Origin of the sequence: Dickeya aquatica (assembly GCF_900095885.1) — a bacterium.
In the GTDB taxonomy this organism is placed as follows: domain Bacteria; phylum Pseudomonadota; class Gammaproteobacteria; order Enterobacterales; family Enterobacteriaceae; genus Dickeya; species Dickeya aquatica.
The window spans coordinates 3,271,397-3,292,658 of the sequence record NZ_LT615367.1 but is presented as its reverse complement, the minus strand read 5'-3'; the positions used below and the strand labels follow the sequence as shown (position 1 = coordinate 3,292,658).

Genomic DNA, 21,262 nt, shown 5'->3' with positions numbered 1-21,262 from the left:
TGTCATGCAGTCTCATGGGGTTCATGAAACCCTACCGTTAGCAGCAGGTTAAAATGCAGCCGGTCTGGCCGGGGCAGTAGAATATAACCACATACAGTACAACCTGCATTTTGCTCATGAATACGTGCATAGCATGATAACGAAGTCTTTATGGCAGGAAAACAAGAGGGAAAGCCACTTTCGTTTAAAGCGGTGGAAATAATGAAGCCGGGTGATAAAAATAAAGCTGATATTGGCGAAAATCGGGGTTTACGCATCTCCTGTGGTGCAACCGGGGTGAAGTCTTTTTTCTACTGCTACACGAGCCCTGTGACTGGAAAACTTGCTCAGGTCAAAATTGGTAACTTCCCTCAGACTTCACTCGCCGCTGCCCGTCTTAAACTCAACGAATTAAAGCTGCTTCGTCAGGAAGGTCGGTGTCCTGCATCAGAGCTCAAGCAGGAAAAGCAGCTTCGTGCAATCGAGGCTGAACAGACCAAAGTGCCTGAGTTAACTGTTCAGGGTTTGGTTGAACTCTATCTGACTGCGCGCATTGAGGACCGCAAAACCAGAGACGGCAAAATCATGCCAGGAGCGTGGAAGAAAAAAGGCCAGGACGAGGTGCCCAGAGCACTGTATGCCGATGCGGTAGATAAGCTGGGCGATCATAATGCCTCTGAAATTACACGCAATGACGTGATTACGCTTATCAATGGCATTGTTGCCAGAGGTGCAAAAGTGCAAGCCGGTAACGTTCTACGGGATCTGTCATTGGCCTACGAGTTCGCTATTGGTTTGGGGCGTTTTGATGGCAGTTTTGCTAATCCCGCGCTGTTGGCAAAATCCAGCCTCCGTCAGACTCGAATCAAGCTAACCAATAATCGCGGCACGCGTGTCTTGGGTAAAGCTGAGCTGAAAAAGTTTCTCCAGTGACTGCCAGGCTCAGCCTTTTCACCGACAATCAAAAACGTGCTTCGTCTGACGTTGTGGACAGGCTGCCGTACCGGTAAGGCCATGTAACATGGCGTGGAGGGACGGCAGACGCCGTTTACGGGGATACCTGGCCCATCAATTGGCCTCGTCTTACGGGCCAACGCATTGCGTTATTCAAAACGCAATGCGTGGTGTTGTCCTGCAACTCGAATTATTTTGGGTATAATTGTGATAAAAGTTATTGATTTAAAAACTTAGCGGAGGCTCTTTCTACGCTAAAGAAAAGCTCTGCATCTGGATATTTTATTTTCATGCGGTTTTGAAATTCGGCGCGACTGTTTGATTTGGAAAGTTGTTCTTCAAAAACCAAAAGATATTGTTTTGTGAAATAAATTGCACTGTAGGCGTCAAGTTTTTTATTCGGAAAATTATGCCCTGGGATAACGATTTCAGGGTTTTGTTTTGCAAGTGCATCGAGATTTTGAATCCAGCGTTTTCGGCCCTCAGGCGTCGTTTCGACGGTATAGACGTGCATTTGGTCATAGGCCATGTCACCGACTACCGCGACACGCTCTTTTGGGAACCAAAGGTAGGAGTTCTCATCAGTATCCCCTTGAAGATGTTTATGAATTTCAATTTTTTTACCTTCAATACTGAGTTGGTCTCCATCGTATCTGGTTATGGGAATTTCACGGGTAGCAGCCTTTGACGACAGTATCCCATGCCACTTTTCAAGCTTGGCCTTGTATACCTCATCTATACGGCTCGCGACCTTAGGGTTAGCTAAAATCTCCACTTGTGGAAAAGCCTCCTTGAAGACCTCCAACCCCAAAAAATGGTCAGCATGTTCGTGAGTGATATAAATCTGCTTAAGATTCTTTTTGAGCGATCGTATCAAATCGAGGACTTTAAGCGCATTCGCTCGAGTAAGTTGTGCGTCAATCAGCAGGAGTTCTTTATCCCCCTCAACAATCACCGAGTTATCAAAAAAACCATCGTCTTCTGAAGTGAATACATGAAAAGTCAGATCGGAAACGTTGACTGATTGGCTGGCGAAAACGGCTCCAGCTGAGAGAGTAAGGGTACAAAGTATCAGGAGGTTTTTTATAATTCCATTTATTTTCATATACATATAACGTTCCTATATAATTGTTTTCACAGAATCATCATGGAACGATGAGTACAAGATGTCAAGGTCTTTGGCCTGTTGCCGATTCCATAACTGATTAACATGGGCGAAGCTGCCGAATCGGCGGTATCGGTACGTTGAAAAATAGGCGTTCTTCTTATAGAAGGATGTCAGGCGGCTCCGTTGAAGTGACTGGCGTCGATCTTGCCTTGCAGGTGGCGACCGAGTTCCGCGAAAGATCTCGGGACGCCATTGAGCGGTCGGAGATGAATCGCTGAGTGCACGATCTTGCTCGACGCCAAATCAATCAACCCGGTCGCTCAAGCTTGAAGAGTTGTTCCGTGCCGATTTCGAAGTAGTCGGCCGGCCCACCGCCGCGCAGGATCGGGCGCGCCTGCGCAGTCTGGTACACGCCGTCCTTGATCAACTTCCGGTCAATGTGGATCGCTACTGCTTCGCCCAATACCAGCCACGCTGGGAGCTCTGCGCCGCCCAGCGCTTCAAGCTGCACGATCTGGGTGACCACGCACTCGAACTGCACTGGGCTGGCCGCAACGCGCGATGGCCGCACTTTGGCAGAAGGCAGAGTCTCCAGCTTGGCCAACGCGAACTCATCGACGTTCGATGGCACCATCGCCGCGCAGGCGTTCATCGCCTCGGCGAGCTCTCGCGTCGCCAGATTCCAGACGAATTCGCCGGTGTCTCGTGCGTTGGCGAGTGAGTCTTTCGCACCCAGCGAGCAAAAGCCGATGATCGGCGGTTTGTAGTTGAACAGGTTGAAGAAGCTGTAGGGCGCAAGGTTGCGCACGCCGTCGTTTGAGACTGTGCTGATCCAGCCGATCGGTCGCGGAGCGACGATGGCGTTGAGCGGATCGTGACGCAGGGAATGTCCCTGCGCCGGTTCATAGAAATGCCAGTCGGTCATAGCTTTACCTCTTTGGCGACGGGCGTAAGGAATGCGGCCTCCAACGCCTCCGGCTCGGTGCGCGTTCGCTGCACCTGGGTCGGAGCGGTGGCCGTAATCATCCTGATACCCGTCGGGAGAACGGTGTCGGCGGAGCCGCATGAGCCCCGCGCCTGAGAAACAACGAGACACCCATTTCAAGTCAAATTCGCTGCCCCGATTTCAAGAACAGGGTAGCTTTGTCTTTCTTACTTGTTTACCCACGGCATAGAAAGGTTGATGTCAGAGACCAGCTTTCCACCGCCGAAGCTCATGTTCTCCAGGGGAATGGCCTGCATTATAAGGGTGACATCGTCCTGGCTGACGCCAACTTTTTCTACTGCGTATCGGGTGACCAACTCCGCGAGCTTGCGTTTCTGCTCCACCGTCCTGCTCGTACCGGACGTCACCGTTATGAGCATGCGCTTGTCGGATCTCTTCAAGTTAGGAAAAGTTGGATGGATGAAGAATTCATCCTCCTTGTGCTCACTGATGATGATGAATCGATCATCCATAGGCGTGTCCATGGCTTCATGAAGCGCGAGATTCAAGGCATCTGCCAGAGCCCGCTTCTCGTCGCCAGAGAACTTTTGAGCCGGAATGTGGGCGTGAAATATTGGCATGAGTGTTTCCTCGGTTGTGTTGTTCAGGTTAATGAGGCGCTGTTTTCCCTTAGCTAAAGAAGTCCTGACCGAGTGTTCCTTCGAGTCGCTCCCTGAGGCCAGATGAGAACTCACGAACGACGGCAAACGGGCTTTGGAAGAGCTTGATGTTGTTGATGAGGCCGGACTCATTCCGAGTGAGCAGGGTGATGCCGACGATCGGTTTGCCAGCGTGGATGGCATCCCACTCAAGGTACGTCTTCGCACCGTCGACAGTCTCTGCAGTGAACACGAAGTGTTCGTACATCGTGCTCGTCGCGGCAAAGAACGCCCCGATGAGTGTCGGGCCGACCACGGCCTGGCTGAGGGCTGAGGTCTGAAGGCTGACGTCAGCGGTGAACGACTTCGCGAAGTCGCTCGTGCCTTTCTTCATGACGATTTGCATCCATGCCGTTCCCGGCGCACTGGTATCCGTAGTCATTACCATCTCCTGTCTGATGTCTTGTCAGTAATCATTACAATCTTCTATTGAGTGTCTGCGTCTTCGCAGAGTGTGCGCGGGCTATTTATCGAGGTGCCCGATGAGAAACTCGCCGGCTCGCTGCAGCGCGTCGTGGGCCTGAGGCAAAGAGGCTGTCTGAATGTGCCAGACGTGGAGCATCTCCGGCCAGACCTCAAGGTGCGACTCACCGCCGGCTGCGCGCACCTTCCGGTCAATTTCAAGCGCGTCGTCGAGAAGTATTTCGTCGCTCCCGACATGGATGAGCAGTGGAGGAAAACCGTGCATGTCGGCGAACAGGGGTGAGATGCGCGGATCCTTCAAGTCGTGGTTGCCCGCGTACGCCTCGACCATCTCCCGCATCGCGCTCGCGTTGACCATTGGGTCGCGGTCGGCCAACTGCGTTAACGAGGGTAGCGTCAGCGTTAAGTCTGCCCATGGGCTAATGAGTAGCGCGGCTCGCGCGTCCTTGTGGCCCTTTGAGGAGGCGTAGGCAAGAACGTTGAGAGCCATGCCACCGCCACTGGAGTCTCCGGTCACGGCGAACGGTTTGCCAAGCGCACGTACTGCTTCGTAGCCGCAAATGGACTCGTCGTAGGACGCCGGGAAGGGGTGCTCGGGTGCCCTGGCGTGGTCCAGAACGATGACCTGGGACTTTGCCGCTCGAGACAGCTCTCCGAGCATGCCCAAATGCGAGGCAGGAGAACCCGCTACCCAGCCACCACCGTGGAGATGGTAGATGACGCGGTCTTTGGACGCGCCGGGAGCCGTAATCGCCACCGCAGCGACGCCACCGAGTTCGGTTGGCTCGACTGTCAGGTCAGCCGCCGGCGGGTTCGCCTGTGAAATGGCCTCCATGTCGACGCGCAGGGTCTCGATGGTGCGTACCGGATGCGCAATGTTGAAGGCGAACATCGCTTCGCGGAGCGTGCGGATGGAAGATGAGTCGTAGTTCATGATTCACCTCACTTCACGTCAAGGAAGGTTGCCGGAACCCAGTCGTAACCCACGCCGGTGTCGGCCTGGCGAAGACGGCCCAGGCCAGGAAATGGCATGTGGGCGGCGGCAATCATTGTCTTGTCCGCAGCGAGTTTCACCAGCAGGGCTTCACGCGTTTTGACAGCCGATGCGCTGTCTGAGTCAAAGGCGATGCTGACTTCCGGGTGCGGCATCTGGACGGCCCCAACATGAGCGACGTCGCCCCAGACCAGCAGCGACTGACCTTTCGAGGAAATCATGTAGCCGGTGTGACCGGGCGTGTGGCCGGGAATGGCATACGGTGTGATGCCGGGGACGATTTCGTCCATGCCTTCGTACGGCTTCCATTTGCCAGCAGCCATGTAAGGTGCTGCGCCATCTTGTGCGATTTGGAAGAAGATCTTTGCATCTTCCGGGGCCTTGGCCATGATGTCCTTCGACAGCCAGAAGTCGGCGTCGGCCTTCTTCATCATCACGGTCGCATTCGGAAAGACGCGTTTGCCGTCTTTGTAGATCCCGCCGGCATGGTCACCGTGAAGATGGGTCAGCAGCACCAGGTCAACCTGCTCCGGCTGGTAGCCGGAGGCTTTTAGGTTCTGCACGAGCTTACCCAGCGTGGGAGGGCCCCAGTGGCCGCCTGCGCCCGTATCGATCAGAACGAGCCTGGAGCCGGTATTGACGAGGAAGCCCTGGACGGTGGCCGAGACTTTCTTGGGATCATTTTGGAAGGAGCGCGCCAGGAGGGACTGGATGAGCGCCGGATCGCCATGCAGGAGGCTGGAGTCAATGCCGCCGCCGCCGTCATAGAGCGCGGTGACTTCATAGTCGCCAATCATCGTGCGATAGAAGCCCGCAACTTGCTTGTGCTGCATTGGCGCTACAGCCTGGGCCGGTGCGACAGCAACCAGAGTGCCGGCGAATGCTAACGATACCGCGAGCAGGGTACGCGAACTGATAGTGGAGAATTTCATCGTGTTTCCTAACCTTTGTGTGTAGTGAGATAGGTACGTCAATACGTAATGACCTTTCGCGGAACGCGGTTCATCGTGCCATGTCGTTGTTGCCACCTTTCCGGCCACCCGCACTACTGAATTGCCGGAATAATCCGTGGTGAAAGCCACACACATGTTCGATTTCTCTGTTGATCCGTCAGGAATCGTATTACTTGCAAAATGCAAGTGGTTGAATGGTATTTGTGAAACTTGCATAATGCAAGTAGAAATTTAAGGAGGATCGCTGTGCCACAAACAAGACGATCGGGCTGCCCGATCAACCTGACGCTTGAACAGATAGGCGACCGCTGGAGCCTGATCGTTATCCGCGATGTCATGTTCGAGAACCGACGCAGTTATGGCACCCTGCTGGAGCAAAATCAGGAAGGCATCGCCACTAACATTCTCGCAAGTCGGCTGAAGCACTTGACCGCGTCAGGCCTGCTGACACGATGTCCGGATCCGAATCATCATCAGAAAGGGATCTACAGCCTTACGGAAGCGGCCATACAGCTTGTACCTCTGCTCGCACAGATGGCTGCCTGGGGTCTTCGGCATACGCAAGCTAGCAAGGAAGCGTCTTTGCGTGCGGAGCGGCTGGAAAGGGGGGGCCCTCATTTTGGCGTGCCTTTATGGATGAACTCCGTTACCTGCATCTCGGTGCACCGCGTCCGGCGCGCTCAGTTTTGGCCGAACTCAGCGCCGACGACGAGGAGGAGGCAATCGATCGTTAGGACTCATCTTTGCGCCATGGCATACATCCCGATGGCAGCCGGACCTTGCAGCAACCATTCCGTGAACGACACTAATGGACGTTGAATAAATAGCCTGAAGTTGAAGCCGTCAGGTGGCGGTTTGATCAGGCTGCTGAGATGAAATGAGAAACGGTGGAGCACTCAGATGTGTTGTTCAGGCACAACGTTGCCTGCTGACGCGCCGGCAATTTCTGGTTTTACACTCCGGTAAGTGCGGGGCCTGATATTTTTGATGATACCGATTCAGGTTATCCCGTCAGAATCTGGATGGGTAATCTCGCTCTTTGGCCAGGCCGACATTGAAATATCAATGAGTTGTGAAAGCGTCTGTCGGCTTGCTCCGGCTGAAGGCAGATTGACAACCGACTGCAGAATGCCAAAGTAATACCAGGCCAGCAGTTCCAGATCGACATCCTCCGCGATTTCACCCGCTAATTGCCCTTGCGCCAAAATGTTTAAAAATACCTGTCGCTGTTGGCAAATGCCTACATTCGTAGTTATTTTTCCTTCGGGTGTAAGGTCTGCCTGCTCAGTGAGGCTGCGAGACAGCAGGCAACCTTTGCGGTGGCTTGCTCCAGCGCGGTCAGGAAGGAATTCACGCAGCAATGCTTCAACCCTCACTCTTGAAGATTCAGATTGAATTGAATTCATGCGTGTCAGGACGCGGCCCGTATACAGCCTGAGGCACTCATTGAATAGCCCGTCCTTATCCCCAAAACGCTGATAAAGGCTCGACCGGGACAGGCCAGTGGCTTCAGTAAGGTCGCTGATGGATGCGTTTGCATAACCATGCCCCCAGAAAACATCAATCGCTGCATTTAGCACGGCATTTTCATCGTATTGCGGTTTACCGCTCATAAATCCTCCGTTGACAATCTGGAATGATCGCACCAGGATTGCGTATCGCTGTTGCAGGCGCGACAGGTCGGGTCGGTTCACACTTAATCAATAAGCTTTCATCAGATCCCGTGGAGATTATTTCACTCACGCGTCAAAAAGAACCTGAAAATATTTCCGACAGAATATCATTTGCGGTTGTGGATTTTGATAAGCCTTCAACGTTAGAAATGGGGCTTGTGGGGGTCGATACGCTTTTTATCTCCCATGGTACATCCCTTCAACAGGTGGCTAATGAGATAGCACTCATTGATGCAGCGGTAAAAACAGGCGTACGCCATATTGTTAAACTTTCCGTAATGGGACCCGCGACGCTCGCCAATCCTTTTGCGTGGCATGCCGCGATAGAGGCTCATCTGGCCCAACAACCTGTAGCCTCAACCGTATTGAGACCGACGACTTTCATGGATGTACTCAAGCGTGCTGGCAGACATGTCGCTGCTGGAACCTGGGCAGGCGCAGCAGGTAAGGGGCGTGTCAATCTGATTGACGTTCGGGATATAGCCGATGTTGCACGTGTAGCGCTACTTGAAAAAGTAGCGGATAACTCCCGGCGTGCTTATCACCTTACAGGCCCACGAACCTGGACAATGCATGAGGTTGCAAAGACATTATCCGATCTTTTAGGTCGTACGGTCACCTATATGGACCGCTCACCCGAGGAACAGCGTGCTGCGTTACTGGCTGAAGGCCTGCCTTCATTCGTTGCAGAACTGCTGGTTGGACTGGATCAAATATTCAATCAGTCAGTACTGATAGAGCGAACCCTGACGGTCGAAGAACTAACCGGCTCAGCCCCGCGTGAGCTTTCTGACTGGCTTAAGGAAAACATTGAGTTCTTTAGGTAAAAGACCAGAGGTGTCCCTTAACCTCCCTGTTACGCTAGGGTGTGTCCCGTAACTGTTTTTTGTACAATCAGGGACATGATTTCATCACAAGAAGTGCTTTAATTTGGCTCGTTATGATTTTCCCGATGAAGCCTGGGCGCTGATTTCTCCCATGCTGCCACCTGAAAGAGGCTCTTCCAGAGGCGGGCATCCTTACGTTGCTCACCGGCATGTCATGAATGGTATATTTTGGGGGCTTTGCTCCGGCGCACCGTGGCGGGATTTACCTGAGCGTTATGGTCACTGGAAAACCCTTTACAACCGCTTCAATCGGTGGTCTAAAGCCGGAATAATAAACAGCATTTTCAATAAATTACTCCATATTCTGGATGAGAGCGCGCTGATTGACTGGGATGTTATCGCGCTGGATGGCAGTAACGTTCGCGCCCTGAACGCGGCCGCTGGTGCGAAAAAAAACATCCCGATGAACACGAGGACCATGGGCTGGGTCGCTCACGCGGCGGCTTTGGCACCAAAATCCATCTGGTGACAGATGGCACAGGATTACCCTTAAGTTTTTGCCTGAGCGGCGGACAGACCCACGAAAGCCGATACGCGGAAACCCTGCTTAACCGGGTCGGGATTATCCGAAAAAGCGGGCATCTGAAATCACGTCCGAAAGCGGTACTGGCGGATAAGGGTCACTCAAGCAACAGTCTTCGCATTTATTTGAAAATAAAAAGAATAAAAGCGGTTATTCCGTTTAAATCGAATGAGAAGGCCAGTCAGGACGGACGCCGGCCCCTCGATACGCGCCTGTACAAAAAACGCAATGTCGTGGAGCGTTGTTTTGCGATACTCAAAGAAAATCGCCGTATTGCCACCCGCTCGGAGAAAACAGCCAGAAACTACCTGAGTATGCTAAAGCCGGGGGCGTTCAGGTTATTTTTGAAGCGGTTGTTAAGTTAAGGGACACAGCCTGGCTTTATTGTTTGTAATGCCTGATTTTGGCACAGGGTTGCAACAGCGGCCCTGACCTTAATTGACACAGACATATCAAGAGTATTATCTGGCCAGCATCCTATCGATTAGTTTTTAACGCTTAATTAAGTAGTAGCTTTAATTTAAGAAAAGAAAAACATCCTCTTTAGATACCGTGCCATCAAGGCGGATCGTAACCCAATGTTCTTTATTCCTATGGTGCGCAGGTAAAAATATGGCGGATGATCTCACACTTCGTATGATTTCAGGTGGGGCATTGATATTGATAATTTCAACCATCTCATCGCCTTTAAGGCCAGGCTTTGTTCGTGGAACCATCATAGCAAGACAGAACCATTTACGATTGTCCTCGTGTCTAAATACTGCATATCAGGGTATTTGACCCAGGGAAAAGAGCGGTTAATGCCATATTCAGTGACTATGTAGCGAAACACGATTTCTTTGTAGAACATATGAGCATCATTGGTAGCTCTGAAATATATCTAGTCTTGTGCTTATTGTTTAAAGTAGATATTGACCACAGTCACCAATATGTATTATGTTTTTCTTCTCTGACTAAGAAATTATTGCCTGAGTAACACTTTCGGTCAAACTCCAATTCTGACAATACGCTACTGTAATGCTCATCATCCGAGAGGTACCATAAAAATTAATAAAAGTGGTTCTTTTATAATACCGAGATCCTTTATGTTGATTATACCCAGCAATACAAAACAGGAAAGTTAACTGATAATGCGATTAAATGAATTTCAACAACCTATCGGCAGAGCTTTACCAGGATGGACACCAGCAAAGCATCCCGAACAAGCTCCCCTTATTGGGCGATTTTGTCGATTGGAGCGTCTCAATATAGAGCGGCACGCCGAAGAATTATACGAAGCATTCCAAGAAAGTCCCGATGCTCGTCATTGGACTTATCTTCCTTATGGGCCGTTTAATACTTACGATGAGTACCGAGATTTTTTGATTAGTATGGTAGAACTCAGTGACCCGTTTCAATATGCTGTCATTGATCAATCAACAGAAAAAGCGGTTGGAACTATAGCTTTGATGCGTATTGATGCCGCGAATGGTGTGATAGAAATCGGCCACGTCGCCTATTCTCCCAGAATGCAACGTACACCGCTCTCGACTGAAGTCATGGCCCTGTTACTTAACTATATTTTTGAAGATCTCGGCTATCGGCGATTGGAATGGAAATGTGATTCATTGAACGGACCGTCCAGAGCGGCAGCTGAACGTTTTGGTTTTACGTGCGAAGGTGTCTTCCGACAGTTACTGGTAACTAAGGGCCGAAATCGAGATACTGCTTGGTATTCCCTTCTAGACAGTGAATATGCAGTATTTCGAGCAGCCTATGACGCTTGGCTTGCTCCGGAAAATTTCGATGAATCAGGGCTACAAATAGACAAGCTAGCCGATTGTATTGCGAAAGTTAAAATAAGCTAGGCTATCAAACCTTATGTTGCATGAGTAATGTCTACCAACGATCTAAACAATATATGCCATTCAACACACGGCTATTTCTAACGCAGAAATAGCCAGAAACGTGTTTCGTTCAGAATGCTACATTGATAGTCATTTTTAGCTTGATTGCGTAATAAAGTCTTGGTCAGGATCATACTGCCATGCAGATTATGCCGTTTCAGCAGGATCTGGTAATCCCCCCGAAGCACCCGACACATGGTTTTAACACTGAACTCAGCCTGATGCTTTTCAATAAAGACAACCTTCATTTCAGGCGCTTTGCAAAGTATGTTGCGGCCTTTTGGAGAATAGCCAGTTCTTCAGCCTGCTCTGCCTGTTGCCGCTTGAGGCGCGCATGTTCAGCAGCCAGTTTCAGGGCTTCATCGCAGAATTCGAGTGTGCCTGGTTTACGGGATGTTTTGCTGGTTTGTCAGCAGTAATGACCTCTTACTTGAGAGTTTAGCCACTTAGTCGTGTGTCCACTGATGGCGGGTAAGATCATATTCGGGTCAGCATGCTGCACTGCTTACTAACTTGTTCGTGACCATGTCGATGAATGCCGAAACCGCCGGTGGCAGATGATGGCGACTGGGGTACACGAGATTCAAACCGTGGCCCTTCCGGGAGTATTGCGGCAACACACGCGTGAGCGCGCCGGATTTGAGGCCGTCTATGGTTATGGTAGACGGGAGCAGTGCAATACCGAAACCAGACAGCGCCGCTTTGCGCAAAGCCTGCGCCGTATTGGCGCTGAAGCGTCCCGCCACATGTACCTCGCTCTCGCTTCCGTCTGCCGCTGTCAAGCGCCAGACCCCCTGGCCACTGGGGTGGCTGAAGAACAGGCAATCATGGTCGGCTAACTCCTGCAACGTTTGAGGCGTACCTCGTGCGGCCAGATACGCCGGGCTGGCCACCAACCCATCCGTCCCCTCGTCAAAAACCTTGCGCGCAAAGAAGCTTGAATCCTCGAGGATCCCTCCCCGGACAGCCACGTCGATGCGCTCGGCGATCAAGTCAGCCCTGCCGTCGCTGAGTACGAAGTCCAGGCGCACCCGTGGATATGCGGCCATGAATTCGTTCATCCATTCCATGGGGAAGAAATCGAAAAAGTCGGCTGGCGCGGCCACCCGAACCAGGCCACTGGGCTCGTCGCTGCCAGAGGTCAATTCCCGGCCGGCGTCGAACAGCCCATCCACAGCATTGGCGCAGCGGTCATGAAACGCCTGACCCGCAGCCGTGAGCGCCAGGTGGCGGGTCGTGCGTTGCATCAGGCGCGTGCCGAGTTGTTCTTCCAGCTGCTGTACACGGCGGCTGAGGGTGTTGGGTGGTACGCCCAGACGCCGTGAGGCTTCGGCAAAGCTGCCGCAACGCACGACGTGGATGAACATCGCTACATGGTTAAGGTCTAGCATCGATAATTGGTTATAAATATGGATGAGTTCAATCACATTAAACCATCTAGTCAATCAATGCGAGCGGGAATTAAAGTACATACATCGTCAACCATTGGAGACTTTGTCATGAGTGCTGCTCAACCCCGTATCGGTATCATCATCGGTTCTACACGAGAGGGCCGTTTTGGCGACAAGCCCGCGCAGTGGATTCACAACATCGCCAAACAACGCACAGACCTGAGCGTTGAGCTGGTCGATTTACGCGACCATCCGCTACCGTATTTTGCGGAGTCGGTGTCGCCTGCCTGGGGCCCGGTGAGCAATGTGGAAGCGCAACGCTGGGCGCAGAAGCTTGATACCTTCGATGGCCTGATCGTCGTGACCCCAGAGTACAACCACGGTCCGACCGCCGTGCTGAAAAATGCCTTCGACTATGCGTACAAGGAATTCGCCCGCAAGCCGATCGCCTTCGTCGGCTATGGCGGCGTGGGCGCGGCGCGAGCCATTGAACAACTGCGACTGGTTGCGGTCGAGTTGCAGATGGTGCCGGTGCGCAATGCCGTACATATCGGCATGGTGGAGTTCATGGGCGTCTGGCAGCAGGGCCAGCAGTTTGGCGACTTCCCGCATCTTGCACAAGCAGCTGGCGACATGCTGGACGACCTGGCCTGGTGGGCCAAGGCACTCAAGTCCGCAAGGCGGGCTGCATGAGCGCCGTACTCGCAACTCGGGGGCGTTCGGTCGTGTACCGTACCCGTGGCTCCACGCACGGTTCCGTCACGCGTCTGATGACGCCCTCGGGTCTGGGAAGACATCTGAAACCTTTCGTATTCCTGGATCTGGTGCACTTCCGCCCCGATGGCACCAACCAGAATTTCGCAATGCATCCGCACTCCGGCATCGCGACTGTGACCTTCATGGATGAAGGGGACATTCGCTACGAGGACTCAACAGGCGAAGCCGGCGTACTGCCCGCAGGCGGTGTCGAAGTGATGGTGGCGGGCGGAGGGGTATGGCATACCGGCGCGCCAGTCGGCGGGAAGATGGGGCGCGGTTTCCAGCTCTGGGTGGCGCTGCCTGCCGCGCAAGAAAACGGGCCAGCGCGCAGCCAATACCTCGCGCCGACGCAAGTGCCTCAGGTGGGGCCTGCGCGTGTGCTGGCTGGCGAGTATGGCGGGGCGCACAGTGCCGCGGAACTGCCTGCAGGCATGACCTATCTGGGTGTTCGTCTGCGCAAGGGCGAACAGTGGTCGTACACGCCGCCGCAAGGCCATACCGTGACGTGGGTAGCGTTAGCGACCGGGCGTTTGACTACAGACGAGTCGATGGAGGCCGGCGAGCTCGTGGGGTTTGAACCTTCCGGCGAAACCATCGACTTCGTCGCGCAGGAAGATACGAGTTTTGTGCTCGGGTCGGCCGTTCCCCATCCCCATGATCTGGTGTTGGGGTACTACTCGGTGCACACCAGCAAGGAGGCCCTGGTCCGCGGCGAGAGCGGGATCGAGCGCATAAGGCAGGAGTTGCAAAAGGCGGGGCGGCTTTCCTAAGGCCCGCTTCGTTCGGCCGCCCTGCGCGTTCAAGTCGGGGCGTTAGTGTTCAATCAAACATTTCAGGTGCCGAGCGATTCGAGCCCGGGCCTCTTATCAAAAAGGAAAGAATCATGACTATCGGCATCATTGGCTCAGGCGGTCTCGGCTCTAATGTGGCACGCGCCCTGGCAAAAAGCGGCCAGTCGGCCATTATCTCGACCCGCCGCGGACCGGAGTCGCTCGCATCGCTGGTCGCTGAGTTGGGGCCCTCTATCAAGGCGGGTACGGTAGCAGAGGCCGCAGCCGCAGACGTTGTCCTCATCGCGGTGCGTTGGGTGGACTTGGGTCAGGCGCTGGCCGACCTGCCTGACTGGAATGGGCGCATCGTCATCGATGGCACCAACCCCGTCGCCTTCCTCGACCTGGATTCGCCTGAACGCAACGATGCGAGCAATCCGTTGGCTGCGTATGGCATCAAGCCTATCGATCTCGGTGGCAAGTACTCCAGCGAAGTCTTCCGTGATTTCGTGCCGGGTGCCCGCGTGGTCAAGGCGCTGAACCACCTGGATGTGAACGTGCTGGGGCAGCCCGAGGTTTCCGGTGGCCAGCGCGTGCAGTTCTACTCCGGCGACGACGTGGCCGCGAAAGCGGAAGTGAAGAAGATCCTGGATGCCATCGGCTACTTCTCTGTCGATCTGGGATCGCTGGATGTCGGCGGTCGTCTGGCCCAGCTTCCGTTTGGCCCCCTGTCGGGTGCCAACTTCATCAAGATCTGATAATCCTGGGCGCGCGCTCCAGAGGGGAGCTCGCCCGTTCTTTCATCGATTATGCAACGACCAACCTGTATACCAGAGACGGCCACATCAAGTCTGCGGAGCGCGTCAGCCAGTTAAATCCTATTCCCGAAAAACGACTCGCTCGCGAGATTGAGCGCTCTGTCCGTGCCAGCATCCGTTTCCAGGCCTACTTTCATCAAAACACTCATGACAGGACGGAAACGGAGCATGATGCGTATTTCACCCGAATGTAAATCCGCCACACAGGCTAAATGACGGCCGTCCTACAACATGGCCGCCACCGCCGTTGCACCGCGGGAAGCGATATTGCAAGCTCCCCTCTGTGGCTGGCGTAACAAGGTGAAACCCGAGGGAATGGCGGTGCCGGGTGCAGATAAAACCACAGACCCACTGGTCAGCCGGGGCCCGCTGGCTGTCATTATCGAAACCGCTACACTCACTGAAACGGAACTCGCGCAATACTGCCGTAAAAAAGCTTTATCCTGAGCCGATTCATCAATGAAAACACGGTTTTGGCAGGTACTCTCGCCCAATGACAAGGCTGCACTCAAACAGAGCCAGTAAGAAATGAGCCACGCTAACGTGAACTGGCTCGTAAGGAAAAGGCGCTGGCGGCGGCGAGGCTGGCGCTGAGTAGGGTCACGAGCGGGGTGGGGGGCCTGGTGCTACATGTGCAACAGAAACCGCTGACAGAAAGCCGCGACAGGGCTCATAAATAACAACGACATTGTCTTTTTTACCCTTTTGTCATTCATTTCTGTGTGATAGCCGGTGTTTATTACTATAACAGGCCAAACACTGTACATACCGTTACACAGCAATACTCATCATTAACGATAAGCCTGGTATATAGTATCGCAAAAAAACAGTGACCAATTTACTGTAAACATACAGAGTTAACAAACCCTAAACAAATAAAAGTCATATAATTTTACTTTTATGAGAAAAATCAAAAATACTCTCTGCCTGCATATCATGATGGCCACACTGGCCGTCCTGTTGCTCTGTGTTCCCCCGTTGGTGACAAGCGTTGATCCGGCCCTGAAATTCCAGCCATTGATTAGAACCATGGAAGGAACACCAAAAGAGCAGAAAGAAAAAATAGCCACTATCTCCCATGCGTTACAGGGAAATGCCATTTTTCTGCTTGGGGCTTCAGAGATCTCTACATCTGAAGATGAATATTACGCGCTATATAATTACTTTAATAACCAGTTAAATCGGCCGGTTGTTGCCTATGGTGATAGTTATATTGATAATATCACTCATTTCTTACTGTTATCGCGTTTTAAAAATGACCTCAACGCTAACAGTAAGGTCGTTTTGTTGCTGGCTCCTGATAGCTTTTATTCAAAAGGTATCCCCCCGGCGATTTTCGCTGACAACTTCCCGGCCCCTGTTTTTAATCCGCTGATGGAAGATGAGCAGGCGCGCCCTTTCCTGGTTGATTATTTACGCCATATCGATGAAGACGAGATAAGCCATTTAACCTTCAACCAAATGAGCATTTACGGTTGGCGTTTGCCAATTATCTGGCAGGAAGTGAGTTATCAGTTCGCGATTTTCTGCGAAATGATAAAAAACGACTGGCTGGCATGGCTACAGTTTGCCCCTCAACCTGCCCAACCGTGGCCACCTCAGCTAACGGCTTACCCGGCTCCAGACTGGGACAAAGCGTTGGAGCATGCCCGTGAGCTGAATCGGCCCCGTCAGCAAAGTGCCCAGACGTTATGGATGGATAAGTCTGTTTATGAAAGCGATCCGACACAAGATGAGTGGCTCGAACCACCCGCCAAGAAGCAAATGCAGGCATTCAAGGCGACGGTCAAGCTTCTGAAAGAACGCAACGTACAGTTCGTGGTCATTATCGATGCAATTAACCCTTGGTCGATTAAAAATACTGATGTGTTCTGGCCCGTCGATCGTCAGATTACGGCTGTTCTGGAAGAAAATCAGGTGCCCTATTTTGATATGTATGCGCAGCCCTATCAGAATGGCTGGAACTGGGATAGCCTGCATCCCACTGAGCTGGCATGGGTTGCGATGAACCGTTTTATTGCTGAGAGTTTTAAACGATGAAACACGCTATTCGCCTTTTCTTTCTTTATCTTTTTCTGGCGATCACCATCGTTGCGTGGACTTCTGTTGATGACAGCATGAGTTTAAAAGCGCATTTTGAATATCAAAAATTCTGACAGGTGAATGATGTACGGCTCAGGAACATTCTTTTTCTTTCTGTTTTTATCAGCGTTACTGTTTGCGCTGGTTAATCGGGTATTGGGTTACCGGCTGACTTATTTATCTGCTATTTCCGTGCTGGTTGCATTAGGCTGGGGATATATTTTCCAGGGTGACTATATTGTACCCGTAGCTGTTTTCCTGAGTTTTTATATTCTTGTCTCATTAAAAGAGAAAGGCTGGCTGAAAACCTGGCAGGCGGTAAGTCTGACGCTGCTGCCACTGTTTTTGGTGAAACTACATCTCAATAATCACTGGGGGATGATTGGTCTCTCTTTTATGACCTTTCGCGCCGTTGATGTACTGCTTTACCGAACCAAAAAAGATGGCCGAAATTTCCTGCATTATTTCTGCTATCTCTTTATGCCGTTTATTATTCAGGCTGGCCCGATGTATCGCTGGCGCGCATGGATCAATGATATTAATAAGAAAGCCTTTACTATCAGCCGTGAGCAGTTTTTACCGGCGATGGAGCAAATTTTTATTGGTATTATCCAGAAATTCTTATTTGCCATGCTGATAGACAGCCTGGTGATTCAGTCCTGGAGCCATCGTCCGTTTACGTTCAGTGTCGGGGTGGTGATGTCACTGGCCTATAGCGCTTATCTTTACTTTGACTTTGCGGGTTACAGTAATATGGCGATTGGAGCCGGTCGTTTATTTGGCCTGACGATTCCGGCGAACTTCAATATGCCTATTCTGGCTAAAAACCCGCAGGATTTTTGGCGACGTTTCCACATCAGCCTGTCTGAATGGCTGAGGGACGTAGTTTTTATGCCGATTTATATGAATCTGATGAAGCTGGATTTTTTCCGCCAGAACAAAACGCTGGCGCAGAACATCGGTATCTTCTGCACACTGTTTTGTATGGGGGCATGGAACGGATTAGAACAACATTACCTCATCAGCGGCGCGCTGTTTGGCGTCATTTCTGTTGCTCACAATATGTTACAGTGGTCAGCCAAACGCAGTCAGACGTTCGGTAACTGGCTACATTATCCGGTTATTGTGTTTTTGGGACGAGTTTTGACGCTGGCAAGCGCCTCGGCCTCCCTCTACATTTTTAGCGGAATGTCACCTCTATGAACCTTCAATCCGAACTTTACGAACTTCAGGATTTCCTGAATGCAGCGTTAATCGAACCTGCTTCTCCACATCAGTTGGCGATTAGCGGTAGTGATGAGGCCCTTACCTGGCAGCAGCTCTCTGTAGCTGTGACAGACTGGTCGCAGCGCTACCAGCATTGCCAGCAACCTGCGGGAACTCCCGTGGTTTTATACGGACATCAGCAGGCTGAGTTTGCGGTGGCTATCTATAGCTGCCTGCTGCATAACATCCCGTATATTCCGGTGGACTGCATCTACCCTCAGGAGCGGCTCAAAGAGATCTGCCAGTTAGCCAATGCGCCTTACTATTACGATGTGGCAACCAGGCAGTTCATTGCAACCGCGGAGTCGGGGCAGGTGCTGGCTGAACAAGATCTCGCTTATATCATGTTCACCTCTGGCAGCACCGGAAAACCGAAAGGCGTACAGATCGGGCGCGAAAGCCTGTGGCATTTCATGAAGTGGGTACGTCAGGATTTTTCGCTGCCCGACGTGCCAGTGCTGATGAATCATGCGGTATTCAGCTTTGATCTTTCCCTGATTCCACTGCTGGCTAATCTGGCAACCGGCGGGCATATCGTGCTGAATGCCAAAGAGGATATCGCGGCAGAAAACTGGCTGGATCGCCTGAAAACCAATGACGTTTCCGTTTGGGTTTCCACGCCTTCTTTTGCTTACCAGCGTTTGCTTTCCCCGCAGTTCAACAGTGAATATTTACCGGCGCTCAATGTCTTTATCTTCATTGGCGAGGTGTTAAACAAGGCGCTGGTGAAACAGCTGCGTCGCCGTTTCCCGCATGCCAAAATTCTGAACTCTTACGGCCCGACGGAAGCAACGATTGCGACCACCGTCATCGAAATCACCGACGATATCCTGAACAGTGAAAATGATGTGCTGCCGGTCGGCACCATGATGCCGGATTCCAGCATGGAAATTACGGCAGAAGGCGAGCTGATTATCTGGGGTAAGAATGTGATGCGTGGCTACCTCGGTCTGACGCAGGAGAACGCGGAAAAATTACTGCACCGGGAAACGCAGGCCTACCGCGGCTACAGAACAGGCGACCTTGGCTACGAGATAGGGCCGCTTATTTATTGCCAGGGGCGCAATGACAGCCAGATCAAGCTCAATGGCTATCGCATCGAAATCAACGAGATTGAAAATCGCCTGCTGGCGATGCACGGCATCAATGAAGCCGTTGTCCTGCCGCTGATGAAATCCGGTGGCGGTGTTTTGCGTCTTGCGGCTTTCTGCGTCACGGACTTAGCCCCTGAAACGATTAAAACCTCACTTTCGAAAGTGATTCCTCACTACATGGTGCCGTCGCAGATTATCATTAAAGAGGCGTTGCCGCTGAATCCTAACGGCAAAATCGACCGTAAATTGCTCGATTCCCATGCCCGCACAAATTAATTACATCAGGAAAAATTATGGAACAAGAAATACTCGCCCTGTTTGAAAAGGTCTTATCCCGTAAAGTCGGGTTTAACGACGAGCTGATCGAGTCTGATATCCTCGATTCTATTCTGGCGGTGGATTTGGTTCTGGAGGTGCAGGATGTTTACGGCTGCATGATCCCCCGACTGAAGTCGCTAATGTGCTGAAAACCCCGGCAGATTTGGCTCGCTATATCGAAGAGAACCGCGGCTAGTCTTCAAACTGCGACGGGTGTTTGAGCGCGAAAAAAGCCTCTGGATGTTTTCATCCAGAGGCTTTTTTCTGTCAACCTGAGAATTGAGCGGTTATCGACAGCCCGCGTCATCAGGCGATTTATTGTACGCTAACAGGCTGCGGTTTTTCATCGGCTTCCAGCGTCTGACGCTGTGTCAGCATCGGGAAGTATTTCATCCATAGCGCGACCACCAACAGTGTGCCGCAGCCACCGAGAACAATGGCGGGGACAACGCCGAGCCACGCGGCGGTGACACCCGACTCGAACTCCCCCAGTTGATTGGATGTGCCGATAAAAATAGAGTTGGCGGCACTGACCCGGCCCCGCATCTCATCAGGCGTTTCCAGTTGAACCAGCGTAGAGCGGATAACCACACTGATCATGTCCGATGCCCCCAGAATCAGCAGCGCAAACAGTGAAACAAACAGATTGCCGGATAAACCAAAGGCAATGGTTGCCAGACCGAAGAGCGCAACAGCGGCGAACATAATTTTGCCAACATGGCGGGTGAGCGGGCGGCGGCTTAAGTAAAGCGACATCAACACCGCGCCCAGCGCCGGGGCACAGCGCAGTAGCCCAAGCCCCCACGCGCCGGTGTGCAGAATGTCTTTGGCGACGATCGGTAACAGGGCGGTGGCTCCGCCCAGCAAGACGGCGAACATATCTAACGAGATAGACCCGAAAATCACCGGATTGCGGCGGATAAACGTCATGCCGCCAAACAGGTTTTCCAGCGTGACGGGCGCGCGCGTTGGCGCTTTGTAGGCATAACGCAAATTGAGCAAGAGCAAAAACGACAGCAACAGGCCGGCTACACTGCTGGCGTAGAGTGTCGTGGGGCCGAGCAGATAAATCAACCCGCCTAGCGCCGGGCCTGCAATCACGGTGGCTTCACGGGCTGATGCCATGAGTGCGACCGCACGAGACAGCATGGCAGGTGCAATCAGGTTTGGCAGTAACGCCTGAGTCGCTGGCATTTCAAACGCGCGAGTGGCCCCTAACAGCGCCGAGCAACAGTAGATCATACCCGCGCTGATGGTGTGAGTGAGATTGCCGATTGCCAGTACCATGACGGTGGCTGCCATCATCAGGCGGCAGCACAAAATAATCAGACGGCGGTTGTACTGGTCTACGGTGTGTCCGGCCACCAGAGTTAAGGCCAACTGTGGCAAAAATTGTGCTAATCCGACCAGGCCGAGATTCATGGCACTGTTGGTCAGGTCGTACATTTGCCAGCCAATACCGACGACCAGCATTTGAAACGCAAACGAAGAGGCAATTTGCCCGGACCAAAAATATAAAAAAGTGGTGTTTTTTAATGGTGAGACGGTTTCCACGGTGGTTATCCAATACGAGAGTGATAGGTGCAGTGGTTTGCTCCCGCCAGAAGGTGACAGGTTTCGCACTGGCCGGATTTGCCCCTTAGTGTAACCAAGTTATGCGCAGGGAGAATGGTAGTTTTTCATCTTGAATGTAAGAAAAATGTAACGTTTATTTTGGTGCTTTCAGGCTGATTGGTATTC

Annotated in this window: 20 protein-coding genes and 4 pseudogenes; 13 read left to right on the top strand and 11 right to left on the bottom strand. The window is 52.2% G+C overall.

Annotated features, from left to right (window positions below; genetic code table 11):
• Positions 1 to 150: 150 nt before the first annotated feature.
• Positions 151 to 1,015 (top strand): annotated as a pseudogene (locus DAQ1742_RS14995) (tyrosine-type recombinase/integrase); the annotation flags it as partial.
• Between the two features lie 135 nt (positions 1,016 to 1,150).
• Here DAQ1742_RS14995 and DAQ1742_RS14990 read toward each other — a convergent pair.
• The 6 genes from DAQ1742_RS14990 to DAQ1742_RS14965 all read right to left on the bottom strand — a co-directional run bounded on the left by DAQ1742_RS14990 (position 1,151) and on the right by DAQ1742_RS14965 (position 6,034).
• Complete coding sequence (locus DAQ1742_RS14990) at positions 1,151 to 2,044, bottom strand: MBL fold metallo-hydrolase (protein WP_035340387.1); 894 nt, start codon at positions 2,042 to 2,044, stop codon at positions 1,151 to 1,153.
• A 304-nt stretch (positions 2,045 to 2,348) separates the two neighbouring features.
• Positions 2,349 to 2,966: a flavin reductase family protein gene (locus DAQ1742_RS14985; protein ID WP_035340389.1), complete on the bottom strand. Its 618-nt coding sequence runs from the start codon at positions 2,964 to 2,966 to the stop codon at positions 2,349 to 2,351.
• Between the two features lie 227 nt (positions 2,967 to 3,193).
• The gene (locus tag DAQ1742_RS14980; RefSeq protein WP_035340392.1) at positions 3,194 to 3,607 is read right to left on the bottom strand and encodes a tautomerase family protein; all 414 of its coding nucleotides are present in this window, start codon (positions 3,605 to 3,607) and stop codon (positions 3,194 to 3,196) included.
• 49 nt (positions 3,608 to 3,656) lie between these two features.
• A complete protein-coding gene (locus DAQ1742_RS14975) occupies positions 3,657 to 4,067 on the bottom strand; it encodes a hypothetical protein (protein ID WP_035340394.1) in 411 nt (136 codons plus the stop codon).
• A gap of 81 nt (positions 4,068 to 4,148) precedes the next feature.
• The gene (locus DAQ1742_RS14970) at positions 4,149 to 5,042 is read right to left on the bottom strand and encodes an alpha/beta hydrolase (protein ID WP_035340396.1); all 894 of its coding nucleotides are present in this window, start codon (positions 5,040 to 5,042) and stop codon (positions 4,149 to 4,151) included.
• A gap of 8 nt (positions 5,043 to 5,050) precedes the next feature.
• Positions 5,051 to 6,034: an MBL fold metallo-hydrolase gene (locus DAQ1742_RS14965; protein ID WP_035340398.1), complete on the bottom strand. Its 984-nt coding sequence runs from the start codon at positions 6,032 to 6,034 to the stop codon at positions 5,051 to 5,053.
• Between the two features lie 267 nt (positions 6,035 to 6,301).
• On the opposite strand from DAQ1742_RS14965, the gene DAQ1742_RS14960 reads away from it, so the two are divergent.
• Positions 6,302 to 6,874: a winged helix-turn-helix transcriptional regulator gene (locus DAQ1742_RS14960; RefSeq protein WP_197731761.1), complete on the top strand. Its 573-nt coding sequence runs from the start codon at positions 6,302 to 6,304 to the stop codon at positions 6,872 to 6,874.
• 179 nt (positions 6,875 to 7,053) lie between these two features.
• Here DAQ1742_RS14960 and DAQ1742_RS14955 read toward each other — a convergent pair whose 3' ends face one another.
• Positions 7,054 to 7,668, bottom strand: a complete 615-nt coding sequence (locus DAQ1742_RS14955; protein ID WP_035340401.1) for a TetR/AcrR family transcriptional regulator — start codon at positions 7,666 to 7,668, stop codon at positions 7,054 to 7,056.
• Positions 7,669 to 7,691: 23 nt separating this feature from the next.
• On the opposite strand from DAQ1742_RS14955, the gene DAQ1742_RS14950 reads away from it, so the two are divergent.
• Both DAQ1742_RS14950 and DAQ1742_RS14945 read left to right on the top strand, forming a co-directional pair.
• Entirely contained in the window at positions 7,692 to 8,555 is an 864-nt protein-coding gene (locus tag DAQ1742_RS14950; protein ID WP_035340404.1) for an NmrA family NAD(P)-binding protein, read from the top strand.
• Between the two features lie 103 nt (positions 8,556 to 8,658).
• A protein-coding gene (locus DAQ1742_RS14945; RefSeq protein ID WP_145916160.1) for an IS5 family transposase occupies positions 8,659 to 9,503 on the top strand; the annotation gives its coding sequence in 2 pieces (ribosomal slippage) (positions 8,659 to 9,004 and positions 9,004 to 9,503; 846 coding nt in all).
• 150 nt (positions 9,504 to 9,653) lie between these two features.
• On the opposite strand, the pseudogene DAQ1742_RS20900 reads toward DAQ1742_RS14945, so the two are convergent.
• Positions 9,654 to 9,890 (bottom strand): annotated as a pseudogene (locus DAQ1742_RS20900) (MmcQ/YjbR family DNA-binding protein); the annotation flags it as partial.
• A 378-nt stretch (positions 9,891 to 10,268) separates the two neighbouring features.
• Here DAQ1742_RS20900 and DAQ1742_RS14935 point away from each other — a divergent pair.
• On the top strand, positions 10,269 to 10,985 hold the full coding sequence (locus DAQ1742_RS14935) for a GNAT family N-acetyltransferase (RefSeq protein ID WP_035340408.1): 717 nt from the start codon (positions 10,269 to 10,271) through the stop codon (positions 10,983 to 10,985).
• Positions 10,986 to 11,203: 218 nt separating this feature from the next.
• Here DAQ1742_RS14935 and DAQ1742_RS14930 read toward each other — a convergent pair.
• Both DAQ1742_RS14930 and DAQ1742_RS14925 read right to left on the bottom strand, forming a co-directional pair.
• A pseudogene (locus DAQ1742_RS14930) lies at positions 11,204 to 11,364 on the bottom strand (IS3 family transposase); the annotation flags it as partial.
• Between the two features lie 148 nt (positions 11,365 to 11,512).
• Positions 11,513 to 12,451: a LysR family transcriptional regulator gene (locus DAQ1742_RS14925; protein WP_232046513.1), complete on the bottom strand. Its 939-nt coding sequence runs from the start codon at positions 12,449 to 12,451 to the stop codon at positions 11,513 to 11,515.
• Between the two features lie 72 nt (positions 12,452 to 12,523).
• Here DAQ1742_RS14925 and DAQ1742_RS14920 point away from each other — a divergent pair, with 72 nt between their 5' ends.
• The 8 genes and pseudogenes from DAQ1742_RS14920 (at position 12,524) to DAQ1742_RS14885 (ending at position 19,718) form a co-directional block, all read left to right on the top strand.
• Positions 12,524 to 13,108 (top strand): NADPH-dependent FMN reductase, encoded by a 585-nt coding sequence (locus tag DAQ1742_RS14920; protein ID WP_035340413.1) that lies wholly within the window; start codon positions 12,524 to 12,526, stop codon positions 13,106 to 13,108.
• Positions 13,105 to 13,944 (top strand): pirin family protein, encoded by an 840-nt coding sequence (locus tag DAQ1742_RS14915; RefSeq protein WP_035340415.1) that lies wholly within the window; start codon positions 13,105 to 13,107, stop codon positions 13,942 to 13,944. Before DAQ1742_RS14920 ends, DAQ1742_RS14915 begins: the two co-directional genes overlap by 4 nt.
• Positions 13,945 to 14,057: 113 nt before the next feature.
• A complete protein-coding gene (locus DAQ1742_RS14910) occupies positions 14,058 to 14,702 on the top strand; it encodes an NADPH-dependent F420 reductase (protein ID WP_035340417.1) in 645 nt (214 codons plus the stop codon).
• 327 nt (positions 14,703 to 15,029) lie between these two features.
• Positions 15,030 to 15,209 (top strand): hypothetical protein, encoded by a 180-nt coding sequence (locus DAQ1742_RS14905; RefSeq protein ID WP_145916161.1) that lies wholly within the window; start codon positions 15,030 to 15,032, stop codon positions 15,207 to 15,209.
• A 453-nt stretch (positions 15,210 to 15,662) separates the two neighbouring features.
• Positions 15,663 to 16,802, top strand: a complete 1,140-nt coding sequence (locus tag DAQ1742_RS14900) for a D-alanyl-lipoteichoic acid biosynthesis protein DltD (RefSeq protein ID WP_035340419.1) — start codon at positions 15,663 to 15,665, stop codon at positions 16,800 to 16,802.
• Positions 16,803 to 16,928: 126 nt separating this feature from the next.
• Entirely contained in the window at positions 16,929 to 18,047 is a 1,119-nt protein-coding gene (locus tag DAQ1742_RS14895; RefSeq protein ID WP_035340421.1) for a membrane-bound O-acyltransferase family protein, read from the top strand.
• Positions 18,044 to 19,480: an AMP-binding protein gene (locus DAQ1742_RS14890; protein ID WP_035340423.1), complete on the top strand. Its 1,437-nt coding sequence runs from the start codon at positions 18,044 to 18,046 to the stop codon at positions 19,478 to 19,480. The genes DAQ1742_RS14895 and DAQ1742_RS14890 overlap by 4 nt, the downstream gene beginning before the upstream one ends.
• Before the next feature lie 17 nt (positions 19,481 to 19,497).
• A pseudogene (locus tag DAQ1742_RS14885) lies at positions 19,498 to 19,718 on the top strand (acyl carrier protein).
• 119 nt (positions 19,719 to 19,837) lie between these two features.
• Here the strand turns inward: DAQ1742_RS14885 and DAQ1742_RS14880 are convergent.
• Positions 19,838 to 21,076 (bottom strand): MFS transporter, encoded by a 1,239-nt coding sequence (locus tag DAQ1742_RS14880; RefSeq protein WP_035340426.1) that lies wholly within the window; start codon positions 21,074 to 21,076, stop codon positions 19,838 to 19,840.
• Positions 21,077 to 21,262: the final 186 nt, after the last annotated feature.